This is a genomic window from uncultured Desulfovibrio sp. (genome assembly GCF_910584445.1).
Lineage (GTDB): Bacteria > Desulfobacterota > Desulfovibrionia > Desulfovibrionales > Desulfovibrionaceae > Desulfovibrio.
In genome coordinates this window covers 47,071-58,306 of record NZ_CAJUBO010000017.1, presented here as the reverse complement: position 1 = coordinate 58,306, position 11,236 = coordinate 47,071, and the positions used below count along the sequence as shown (strand labels likewise).

The following is an 11,236-nucleotide window of genomic DNA, read 5'->3' as shown; positions in this document are numbered from 1 at the left end:
GGGAAGTGGTGGATGGGCTTTTCGAGCGGGGGCATGTGCATGAGGCATTGCAGGCGCAACGCCATGCCATGCCGCTGCTGGCCGATGTGGGCACGCAAATCAACCAGAATACGGGCATCCGCAATACCTACGATGCACATACCATCACCAATGTCTGGCGGGCCATGATGGACGCCATTGATGCGTATGTCATTCTGAAAGAACCCACGCGATTTGACCTGGGCGACGCGCAGATCGTCAGTCTTGACCTGGATGAAGTGGCTCCGCGCGGCGGCGCCACGGCAGACAGGCAGTCGGCGGTCATGTACATGCTGGCGCGACACGTCCTCGGTTCGCGCTTTTTCCTCATGCCCGCTGATGTGCAGCTCATGCCCGAACGCTATCAGGACTACCACGCCGGACGCATTGAGGCGATTCGGGAAGACCCCAAAAGGCTGTGCTACGACGAGGCTCATCGTGTGACCAACAACGTCTCGGTGGCGGGCCAGCTATCACGCGCCCACGCTGCCGGATGACGTGACGGCCTGGGCGGAAAACCAGTGGACGGAAGCGGGCGGGAGCGGAACGCCGCCCGGCATTGTGGACGGCAAGCTCTCGGAAGCCGGACTGTACAAGCTGCTCTCGCAGATGAGGACAGGTAATCCGAACTGGTTCGCGCAAGTCGCTTCCGCGACGGATGCCGGACTCTTGCGGGAGCTTGTCATCATGCAGGCGTTCCAACTGGAACTGACGCGCAAGAATACGGATTTGCTGGACAGGCTGACCGTCATTGCCTCGCTGGATTACCTCACGCGCATGGAAGGCACGACAGGCAAGGAAATGGATGACCTCTACACGCGCATGGTCGGCGCGCAACAGTAGGAAACAGCAATGAGAAATACGAATTATCGCTTTCCTTTTCTGAGGGATAAAAAGTTTCGTTCAACTATTGAGTTGACGAAAAAGGTCATCAATATCTTTTGCGTGATATACTTCGCCTCGTTCAACAGCCTCAAACGATTCCAAAGTTTCCCTGTTGGGAATCTTATCTCCATATGCCTCTTTAAGGGCAGCTTTTATATCAAAAGGTGGGCATTTATCCCTTACTGTTCTCGAAATCATGAGGCAAATCGCTTCAGAAATGGTAACGCCAAAATCATAAAATACCTTGTCGGCTGCATCTCTGATTTCAGGGGGAATTTCAGCCCCTACATGCACAGTTTCCGGCATACTGCCACTCCGCGTTATCACAATCCCAAGACCGTCTTCAGGGATTCGTTCAGCAAAGCCATATCCTCTGACGAAAGTTCACCGATTTTTTTCCCGAACCGTCTCTTGTCCGCCGCGCAAAGCTGGTCACATACGGCGACAGAGGTTTTCCCGGCAGATGGAAGAGGAACCACGATGGGAGGACGCGGTTTTGCCGATGTGGACAACGGCACCACAACCACGGTTCCTCTGGCTCTGTTCAGGGCGTTGACCGTAAGGATCACAGCTGGACGGCACTTCTGGATTTCCATGCCTTCCGACGGGTCAAAGTTGACCCACCAGACTTCACCGCGCCGCATCGGCACACCCTCCGGCTTCTTCCTGACCGCGAATACCGTCAGCAATCAAGCCTTCACGCCATTCGCGCATTTCCGCATTCAGCGCGGCGTCCCGTTCCACCTCCAGCGCGAGCTGGTACAGCGGATCGTCGTCTTCGGGCAAAGCCTGCTCCATCAGCTTTGTCACAAAGGCGCTGCGCTGTCGGGGAGGAACCGCCTGCCTGAACCGTGCGGCCAAGGCATCCGGAATATGAAAAAGCATTTGCATCACTGGTCTCCTTTTTTGATATTGATAGCAATATCAATATCAAAAGTCAATGCAAGCGCCCGGCGTTTCTTGTGTCGTCTCACTCCCAACATCGGCCTGGAGGGCAGTCATGGCCTCATCTGACCTTCCCGCGACTTCGGAAGTCCTGCTCCAGACCGATGCCAGCAAGCATATTCTGGACGCCTTTCTCGGCCAGGGCTGGGATACCTGGGGCGCGAGTCTCGGCGGTTCACAGGCGTCGGAACTGATGCTGGAGCTTTTCAGCGCCTTCAATCTGGTGGCGCTGGCTGTGGTGTCGGCGCTGTTCATCTGGATTCTGGCCGTTGCCGTGGCCGGAACCGCCCATGAGGGAACGCCTTTCGGCAAACGCTACAGTTCCCTGTGGATGCCGCTGCGTTTTGTGGGCGCGATGGGCGCTCTAGCTCCCATTTTCAAGGGCTTGTCCTTCTTCCAGGTGGCGATTCTGGCCTGTATCGGTTTCAGCATCAATCTCGGCAACTACGTCTGGGAGCTGGGTACAGACTACTTTGTGGAGCATGGCGGCCAGCTCACTGTACAGGCTCCAGATCAGAACGTCACCCACTACGCGGCCATCAGCAACGGCGCTCTGGAATCGCTGACGCTGCAATACTACCTGAACGAACGACGCGGCCTGAACATCACGCCGGGTGGGGAATGGACATACAGCGGCAACTGGTTCCGCTCCGGCGGCGAGTACAGGTTCATTTTCAACGGCAACGCGGGAAGCATCACGGTTTCCTGTGTGGACGAGGGCGACGCTCTGTGCCGGGGCAAGGTCAACGCCGTGAGCGCGGCGGTTTCCCATATGCGCCACACCGCTGTTCTGTCTCGGACTGGCGCTCTTTCTCGCTCGTTGCGCCTGTGTGAACAGCGAACGCCTGCCGTTTCGGATGCCGATGGGATTGTACGGCACGGACAAGGGAGACCCGCTCCCGGGCAGACGTGGTTTTGCCAGACCGGAAGGCATCTTTTTCCTCGGCAATCGGCTTCAGGACGGAAAGGAACTCTGGCTGAAGGCCAAGGATATTCTCACCCATTGCCTGCTTTTCGGCACAACTGGTTCCGGCAAAACAGAAACGCTCGTTTCCCTTTCCTACAATGCCCTGGCAACGGCATCCGGGCTTTTCTATATCGACCCCAAATCCAGCCCGAAACTCCCGATCCAGATATGGCAAATGGCGAGGTTCCTCGGCAGGGATGATGACTTCCGCACGCTGAACTACGGCACCTCCGGGAAAAGCAAGGGGAAAAGTCCGTACAGATTCTCCAACACCAACAATCCGTTTACCGTTGGTTCCGCCGAATCCCTGACACAGATTCTTGTTTCTCTCATGCCCTCAAGCGACGGCGGCAACCAGATTTTTGCCGACAAGGCACAAGCTCTGCTCTCCGGCGTCATGTACGCTCTGGTTGACCTGCGGGACAAGGGCATCATCAAGCTCTCAACCGCGATCATCCGCGATTCCCTGGCGCTTGAACCATGCGTCAAGCTGGCTATGCGTCCCGATCTGGAAGATGAATCCCGCGCTTCCATTCACGCCGCCCTTGCCACAGTCGGCTGGATTGCCGGGCGGGAGATGAAAGACCAGCCGGAATCCTTTGCGGAGCAGTTTGGCTACGCGCAACCCTACTTCGGCAAGGCGCTTTCCAGCCTGACGGATACCTACAGCCACATCTACGGCATTGTGGATGGAGAAGTGGATTTTGCCGACTGCATCCTGCAACGCCGTATTCTGGTCGTTCTGCTGCCTTCGCTGGAAAAAGCCCCTCCGGAACTTGCCAGCCTCGGCAAAATCAGTCTTGCGGCAATCCGCAATGCCTGTGCCGTTGGCCTTGGCGCGAGAATCGAAGGCGATGCGGAGGACGTTCTGGAGGCTTTACCAACAGATGCCATTGGCATTGGCCCCTATCTCTGCATTGTTGATGAATATGCAGCCATTGTCACGCCCGGCTTTGAAGTCGTGCTGACACAGGGACGCGGCCTCGGCATTGCCGCCATTGTGGCCTCTCAGGACTATGCCGGTATTCTGGAAGCTGACCAGAAAGGCGCACAACAGATGGTGGCAAACACATCTATCAAAATTTTCATGAAGATGCAGGATGCGGAGAAGACATGGGAACTGATACGCGGGCAGGCTGGGCAAAGCACTGTCCTCAGAACGACAGGATTCAACGTCAATGAGCAGGTCAGCTCCGACTACCGCGACGCCAATTCCACCACGGTGGAACAGGAAGACCGCGTTGTTCTGCGCGATTTGCAGGAACAGATAGAGGGCGAAGCCCACTTTGTCTTTTCCGGCCAGATCGTCCGGGGCGATATGTTCTACGCCAATCCCTCACTCAAAAAGGCGCAACTGAGAGTGCCGCAGTTGCTGCAACTGGCACAGGCGGCGTAGCAATGAAAAAGCTAACTGATAATGGTCGCCAGCTTGGCGAGAACTTCCTCCATCACTGTAGCCGGAACCTGTTCAAGGCATCTGCCGGAACGCGCCTGCAAGTCCAGAGCGCGCGGTTGATCGCAACGCACCACCCCGGTGGTGCGTGTGCCGCATCCGCTCAAGGACACGGCAAAACCCGCTGTGCGGGCAAAGTTGCCGCCGCTGGTGATGGGCAAGACCACAGGCACTCGCGTTACCTTGTTGAACGCATCAGGAGATACGACCAGCACCGGACGTGTCCCCTGCTGTTCATGTCCTGCGGTCGGATCAAGACTCACCAGATAAATGTCGCCGCGCCGCATCAGATCAACTCCCCGCCCCTGGCCGGTGATGCCGTCCACGCGGCGTCTTCTCCAGAAAGAGGAGCGGAAGCGTCGCATTGGGCCAACAATTCTTGCAGGCTGTACTTTTTCCTGACGCCCGGCTCAATGACCAGACGCCCGGATTCCACGGCCATGCTTACCGCCGAACCCGATTCCATTTGCAGCATTTCCAGAATGGCGGGGGGCACGGCCAGCATCACTGACCCTCCGACTTTTCTCAAGTTGCTCGTGTACATGATGCACCTCCAAAAGTTATATTTTTGTATAACACACATTCTTCTCAACAGCAAGTGGAGCGCCTCAGCGCCCGCAAGGAGAACTCATATGCTACGGATGTCCCAAAAGAGATTGCCCGCATGTTATCCATTCAATGCACAACTGTTTACAGGCATCAAGCGACCATCAGGAAATTATATGGCGTGAATGGAAGCAGTCATGCACCCCCGGCAAAGCCGGGGGCTTGTGCTGTGAGCCGCTCAAAGCGGCTGAATATTTGAGCCGCCTAAAGGCGGCTATTTCAACAGACTTATTTGTTCCAGACGCCTCTCTTCAGCTTCCTGATTGCGGATATACTCGCGAATCATATCCTCATCACGACCCACTATGGATACATAGTAGCCACGCGCCCAAAAGCTTTGTCCAACAAAATTTCTCGCCTTTCCACCTACATCCCTGGCTATCGCTATGGCACTCTTCCCTTTGATAAAACCAACCACCTCGCTTACAGAATGTTTGGGCGGAATCGCAATACACATATGTATGTGGTCGATACAAAGATGTCCTTCGATTATCCGGCTTTCGCATTGCCGCGCCAATTCATGAAGCACATCTCCCAAGTAATGCCGTAATTTTCCATACAAAACCTTGCGACGGTATTTGGGAATCCAGACCACATGATACTTGCAGTCCCATACCGTATGGATTAAGCTTGAATTTTTCGTCACGGACAAGCCTCCTCTTGCTCGCACTGAGCAGCTCACAATGAGGAGGCTTGTCCCTACTTCCGCATAAGTCAAACTCTACTAGTCCCCCGGCATAGCCGGGGGATTTCCCAGTATATTAAAAAATAATATATTAATATATTCCACCTTCGGGTGCTTAAGCCCGCGCCTTGCCACCGCCCTAGAAAAAGTCTAGAAATAGTGCTTCTGTCTCTTTTTTCGCGCAACGAGGCGCAGCATGGACAAAATCCGCTACATCCACGCGGCAGATCTGCATCTGGATACCCCCTTCCGGGGGCTTGCCCAGGAAACGGGCCAGGGCGGCCGTCTCGCCCGCCTTCTCCACGACGCCACCTTCATCGCGCTTGAGCGCCTCATCAGTTGCTGCGAGCGGGAAAAACCGGATTTTCTCGTCCTGGCCGGCGATATCTACAATCAGGAAGAGCACAGCGTAAAAGCGCAACTGGCCCTGCGCGACGGCTGCGCGCGTCTGGAACGTCTGGGCATTCCGGTCTTCATCGCCCACGGCAATCACGACCCGCTCTCCTCCCGCCTCACATCGGTGGAATGGCCCGACAATGTCGTCATTTTCGGCGCCGAGCCGGAGGTCCATCCGATCGAGCGCGGCGGCGGACCGCTGGCGCTCATCCACGGCATCAGCCATGCCCGCGCCAGGGAAAGCCGCAACCTGGCGCGCCTGTTCCGGCGCGACGGCAGCGGGGACTGTTTCCAGCTCGGCGTCCTGCACTGCGCCGTCCAGGGCGAAGGCGCCACCGACCGCTATGCCCCCTGCGGACTCGAAGACCTCACCGCCACAGGACTCGACGCCTGGGCGCTCGGCCATGTGCATGAGCGGCGCATCCTTTCGGAACAGCCGTTCATCGCCTATCCCGGCAATGCCCAGGGCCTGCATATCAACGAGACCGGCCCGCGCGGCTGCCTGCTCGTCACGGCCGCGCCCCACGCCGGGGGCTGGCGCTGCGAAGCGGAATTTCGCGCTCTTGGTCCCGTCCAGTGGGAAAAACTGGCGCTTGCCCTTGACGATGTGGACCACCTTGACGAAGTGGAGCGGCGTCTGTGCCACGCCCTGACGACGCTGGGCGAAGCGGCGCCCCCCTCGTGCGAGGCCGTCATGGCCCGCGTGGCCCTGGAGGGCAGGACACCGCTTGACGGAATGCTACGCAAGGCCGCCACCATGGAGGACCTGGCGGAACGCCTCCAGTATCTTTCCGGGGATACTCCCGGCATCTGGCTCAAGGACCTGCGCGTGGAAACACGCTCGCTTGCGGAACGCGAAGAACTGCTGCGCCGGGAGGACCTGCTGGGTGAAACGGCCCGTCTTGCCGCCGCCATGCGCGAAAGCCGCCAGGCCCTCCACCAGGTGGCGGACCCCGCCCTGGGAGCGCTTTTCGAGCACAGCCGCCTGCGGAAGGCGCTCACGCCGCCGGACGAGGAGCAGCTCCGCACGCTTCTTGACGAGGCCGAACGCCTGTGCCTGGACCTGCTGGAGGAACGCTGATGTATATCGAATCCTTTCATATAGATGGCTTCGGCGTCCTGTCCGGCGTGGAGGTGGACGCGCTGCCGCCGGGTCTGAGCATCTTTCTCGGGCGCAACGAGGCCGGCAAGTCCACCTGTCTGGAATTTCTCCGCACCATGCTCACGGGCTATCCCAATCCCCGCGCCGCCGAGGCGCGGCGGAGCTTCGCGCCGGTGTCCGGCGGCACGGCGGGCGGCAGCCTCGTTCTGCGCCACGCGGCTTCCGACAATGGCGAAGATGCGCTCCACCTGACCCGCAGGCCCGGCCCGTCAGGGGGCGTCCTGACCCTGAACCGGCCGGACGGCACGCCGCTTTCGCCCGACCTGCTGCGGCAGCTGCTGTTCGGCGTGAGCCGCGACGTCTATCGGGCGGTCTTCGGCTTCAGCCTTGGCGAACTGGAAAATTTTGAAAGCCTTGGCGCCGAGGGCGTGCGTAACGCGCTCTACGGGGCAAGCTTCGGGCCTGGCCTGCGCGCCCCCGGCGAGGCGCTGAAGCTGCTGGAACGCCAGGAAGAGGAGATCTTCAAGCGCGGCGGAAGCAAACCCGCCCTCAACGCGGCCCTGGGCCAGCTGGAAGCGTTGCGCGCCCGCATTGAGGACGTCACCGCCGAATGCGCGGGCTTCGACGCTCTGGCCGAAGAGTTCGCCCGCAAAAAGGCGGAGCTTTCCGACCTGCGCCGCCGCAGGGCGGAACTGGAAGATGAGCGCCGCCATCTGGAACGCCGTTTGGGTGTCTGGCGGCAGTGGGACGAATGGCGCATGACCGGCGTGCGCCTTGAGCGGCTCCCGCCCGTGCGCGAGGACTTTCCCGAGGACGGCGCCGCGCGGCTCGCGCGCCTCCAGGAAGCGCGGGAAGCCTGCGAGCGCCAGGTGGCCGCCCGCGATGAAAAGCTCGCGCGCCTGCGCGCCCGTCAGGAGGCAATCGCCGTGGCGCGCCCCCTGCTGGAGGCCCTGCCGGAACTGCGAAGACTTTCCGAACGAAAGAGCGGCTATCGCCAGGCGCTCGGGCAGATCCGCGGGCAGGAGGAAAACTGCCGCCGTGCCGAATCAGCCCTTGCCCATGGACTCACCCAGCTGGGTCCGGGCTGGAGCTGCCAGCGCATCCGCGAGACCGACCGCTCGCTTTTCGCCCGTGAGGACCTTGAAAAACAGGCCCGGGAAATGACCGCCGCCGTCACGGCGCATCAGGCCGCCATTGACGGCCTCACCCGCGCCAACCGCGATGTGGAGGCCGCCGAACGCGCCGTGGGCGCCGCGCGGGACGCGCTGGAGGTGCTGCCCGCCCCTGTGGCCGAACTGCCGGACGATGCCCGCGACGAACTGCGCCAGACCATGGCCCGCCTGGAAGAAAATCGCCGTCTGGCTCCGGGGCGCGAACGCGCCCTCGCCCAGGCCCGCACGGCCTTTGGCCGGGCCGTCGACCAGCTGCGGCTGAACGGCATGCAGGCAGGCGCCGCCGCTCCGGCCACCGCCGGCGAAACCGCCGCCCTTGCCCACGCGGACGCCTGCGCCCTGCTGGACGATCTGCTGGCGCGTCAGGAAGACGCCCTCGGCGTCGCCCGCGCCATGCAGGCACGCCTTCAGGAAGCCACGGAAATAGGCCAGGCCGTCCGACAGGCCGAAGAACAGGCCGAATCCGTCAAAAAACGCATGGACGACCTGCGCGAGGCGCAGCGCAACGCCGGCGGCCAGAGCCGCGAGGCGCTGGACGCGCGGGCCACCGCGCTGCGCGCCCTGCGCGCCCTTTCGGCGACCACGACCACAGAGCGCGAACGCCTCCAGGAGCTGGACAACAGGATCTCGTCGGAGCAGGCCCCCGCGCCCGTCATGAGCGTGCCGCTCATCGTCGTGGGCGCGCTGCTCATCCTGGGCGGCGGCGGCATCCTTCTTGCCCACTGGCTCCTCGGCATGACGGAATATGCGCTCACCCCGGAACTCAGCCTGCCCGTCAGCCTCTGGTCAGGCTATCTCGTCCTGGCGAGCGGCGTGGGCTTCCTCGCGGGGGGGCTGCCCCGCAGCGGTCCCGAGGCGCGGCGTTTCCAGCGCGAGATGGCGCAACTCCAGAGCCGGCGCGAAACCTGCGCGCTCCATGTGGCGGAGCTGGGCGAACAGGCGCGTCAGCTCTGCGCGGCCGCGGGCGTGGAGAGCATGGATCTGGTCACGCTCGAAGCCACGGAAATGCTGCTGGAGCGCGAACGCGAACAGTGCTTCCATGAAGAGCGTTCCCGCCGGGACATGGAAGCGCTCAGGCGCGAATACGCGCAGGCCCGCGCACAGGCCGCCGCGCTCGAGAGCCGCGCCCATGAAAAGCAGGGCGAGGTGCAACAGGCGCGGCGTCAATGGCATGGTCTCATGCAGTCGCTGCATGTCGCCAATGTGCCGTCCCCGGAGAGCGCTTCCACGTTCTTTGCCCGCGCCGAGTCCGCGCGCCTTGCCTTCGGAGCTGTGGCCGCCGCCCAGGCGGACCTGGATGCCCTGCTGGACGACATGCGCGCGCTTGAAGCGCGGGCGGCCGGCGTGCCCGCTGTGGCCGGGCGCATGGCCCGCGCCGACATGCCGCTGGAGGAAGCCGTGCGTCAGGTCATGGATGCCTGCCGCGAAGCCGATGCCGCGCGCGAGCAGCGCATCCGCGCCGCCTCGGCCCTGCAGAACCATGAAAGCGAACTGGAGCGCGCCCAGGCGCGTCAGCGCGAAGCCTCCGCCCGGCTGCGCGCCGATGAGGAGCGCCTGCAAGAGGCTCGCGCCGCCTGGGGGACCTGCCTCCTCGGGCTTGGGCTTGAGCAGGACCTGGACCCGGAAACCGTGCGCGAGGCCTTCAAATGCATGGAAAGCTGCCTTGCGGCGGAGGCGCAGCTGGAACGGGCACAGGACGAACTGGCCCAGGGGCGCGCCGAACTGGCGGCCCTTGAGGGACCTCTGGGCGCCCTCGCGGACAGCCTGGACCGCGCGCCCGAACGCGATGCCGACGCCGCGCCGGACTGGCTCGCCACCCTTGACGCCCTGCTCGCCGATGCGGAAACCGCGGCCCAGGCCGAGGCCGAGCGCCGGCGCCTCGCCAGCCTCCTCACGGAAGAAGAGGATGAACGCCGCGCGGAGACGGCGGCACTCGATATGGCGCGCGAACGGGAGCGGAACCTCCTTGCCCGGGCCGGAGCAGGCGATGCGGAAGATTTCCTGCGCCTTGCCGCGCTCCTGATGGAATACCGCGACCTCACCCGTCGCCGCCAGGATCTCGAGGACGCCCTGAACCTTGCCGCGGACTCCCGCCCCCTGGAGGAATTCCTCGCCTCCTTCAAGGAAGGCGATCAGGAGAGTCAGGAACGGCGCCTGGCGGCCATCCAGGCGGAACTGGCCGCCATGGGCGACGGCGAACAGGAACTGGCCGCCCGCGTGGCGGAACTGCACGCGCGCGTGGCCGCGCTCTCGCGCGACGAAGAACTGGCCCGCATGCGTCAGGAAGAGGCGACCCTCGTGGAGCGCATGGAACGCATGGCCCTCTCCTGGAGCCGGCGGGCGCTTGCGGCGGCCCTGCTCCGCCAGGCAAAGCTCAGCTTTGAGAAGGAACGCCAGCCCGAGGTCATCCGCGAGGCATCGGCCATCTTCTCCCGGATCACCAATGGCCGCTGGCGCGGCATCAGCGCGTCGCTGGAGGACGCGAGCCTGCATATCCTGCCCCCCTCCGGGGAACCGGTGGGACCGGAATCGCTGAGCCGGGGCGCGCAGGAACAGGCATATCTCGCCCTGCGCCTTGCCTATATCAAGAGCCACGCGGCGCATGCCGCGCCGCTGCCGGTCATCATGGACGAAGTGCTCGTCAACTTCGACCCCGAACGCGCGGAACGCACGGCCCGCGCCTTTGCGGACCTGGCCGCCGGGCATGACGGGCCTGGGCACCAGATCCTCTATTTCACCTGCCAGCCCCACATGGTGGACATGCTGCGCGCGGCCGCGCCCGACGCGTCCCTCTTCCTGGTGGAAAATGGCGGCATCGCCGCCGCCTGAAACGGCTGGAGCGCCCCGTGGCACCACGGGGCGCTCCCTTTCGGAACGCCGCCTGCGCGGCCCGGCATTTAAAGCGTTTTCGCAATGAAATTGCGTAAACGCTCTGGCGGCTGCGGGAGCAGACGCCCGCGCCGTACTAAGGCGGAAAACCACGCTTTTCCTCCGGAATGGAGGCAGC

General features: G+C 62.3%; 11 protein-coding genes and 1 pseudogene. 6 read left to right on the top strand and 6 right to left on the bottom strand.

From position 1 onward, the window contains the following. Both QZ294_RS08720 and QZ294_RS08715 read left to right on the top strand, forming a co-directional pair. A pseudogene (locus QZ294_RS08720) lies at positions 1-515 on the top strand (hypothetical protein); the annotation flags it as partial. Between the two features lies 1 nt (position 516). After that, the gene (locus QZ294_RS08715) at positions 517-861 is read left to right on the top strand and encodes a hypothetical protein (protein ID WP_297049053.1); all 345 of its coding nucleotides are present in this window, start codon (positions 517-519) and stop codon (positions 859-861) included. A 60-nt stretch (positions 862-921) separates the two neighbouring features. Here the strand turns inward: QZ294_RS08715 and QZ294_RS08710 are convergent, their stop codons facing one another. The 3 genes from QZ294_RS08710 to QZ294_RS08700 are packed head-to-tail and all read right to left on the bottom strand — an operon-like array spanning position 922 to position 1,794. Next, positions 922-1,209 (bottom strand): type II toxin-antitoxin system RelB/DinJ family antitoxin, encoded by a 288-nt coding sequence (locus tag QZ294_RS08710; protein WP_297049051.1) that lies wholly within the window; start codon positions 1,207-1,209, stop codon positions 922-924. Positions 1,210-1,226: 17 nt separating this feature from the next. Next, positions 1,227-1,499 (bottom strand): type II toxin-antitoxin system PemK/MazF family toxin, encoded by a 273-nt coding sequence (locus tag QZ294_RS08705; protein ID WP_297049049.1) that lies wholly within the window; start codon positions 1,497-1,499, stop codon positions 1,227-1,229. A gap of 34 nt (positions 1,500-1,533) precedes the next feature. Beyond that, entirely contained in the window at positions 1,534-1,794 is a 261-nt protein-coding gene (locus QZ294_RS08700; RefSeq protein ID WP_297049048.1) for a hypothetical protein, read from the bottom strand. 109 nt (positions 1,795-1,903) lie between these two features. Between QZ294_RS08700 and QZ294_RS08695 the strand changes: the two genes are divergently transcribed. Both QZ294_RS08695 and QZ294_RS08690 read left to right on the top strand, forming a co-directional pair. Then, the gene (locus QZ294_RS08695) at positions 1,904-3,016 is read left to right on the top strand and encodes a DotA/TraY family protein (RefSeq protein WP_297049045.1); all 1,113 of its coding nucleotides are present in this window, start codon (positions 1,904-1,906) and stop codon (positions 3,014-3,016) included. Continuing rightward, on the top strand, positions 2,991-4,211 hold the full coding sequence (locus QZ294_RS08690) for a TraM recognition domain-containing protein (RefSeq protein WP_297049043.1): 1,221 nt from the start codon (positions 2,991-2,993) through the stop codon (positions 4,209-4,211). The genes QZ294_RS08695 and QZ294_RS08690 overlap by 26 nt, the downstream gene beginning before the upstream one ends. Before the next feature lie 11 nt (positions 4,212-4,222). Here QZ294_RS08690 and QZ294_RS08685 read toward each other — a convergent pair whose 3' ends face one another. The 3 genes from QZ294_RS08685 to tnpA form a co-directional block, all read right to left on the bottom strand. After that, positions 4,223-4,594, bottom strand: coding sequence for a type II toxin-antitoxin system PemK/MazF family toxin (locus tag QZ294_RS08685; protein ID WP_297049041.1), 372 nt, complete (start codon positions 4,592-4,594; stop codon positions 4,223-4,225). Continuing rightward, complete coding sequence (locus QZ294_RS08680) at positions 4,555-4,812, bottom strand: antitoxin (protein ID WP_297049039.1); 258 nt, start codon at positions 4,810-4,812, stop codon at positions 4,555-4,557. The genes QZ294_RS08685 and QZ294_RS08680 overlap by 40 nt, the downstream gene beginning before the upstream one ends. A gap of 276 nt (positions 4,813-5,088) precedes the next feature. After that, positions 5,089-5,520, bottom strand: coding sequence for an IS200/IS605 family transposase (gene tnpA / locus QZ294_RS08675; protein ID WP_297049036.1), 432 nt, complete (start codon positions 5,518-5,520; stop codon positions 5,089-5,091). A gap of 235 nt (positions 5,521-5,755) precedes the next feature. Here tnpA and QZ294_RS08670 point away from each other — a divergent pair, with 235 nt between their 5' ends. Both QZ294_RS08670 and QZ294_RS08665 read left to right on the top strand, forming a co-directional pair. Further along, positions 5,756-7,036 carry a DNA repair exonuclease gene (locus tag QZ294_RS08670; RefSeq protein ID WP_297049034.1) on the top strand — a complete coding sequence of 427 codons (1,281 nt, stop codon included), beginning with the start codon at positions 5,756-5,758 and terminating at the stop codon, positions 7,034-7,036. Beyond that, a complete protein-coding gene (locus QZ294_RS08665; protein ID WP_297049033.1) occupies positions 7,036-11,058 on the top strand; it encodes an AAA family ATPase in 4,023 nt (1,340 codons plus the stop codon). The genes QZ294_RS08670 and QZ294_RS08665 overlap by 1 nt, the downstream gene beginning before the upstream one ends. Positions 11,059-11,236 lie beyond the last annotated feature (178 nt).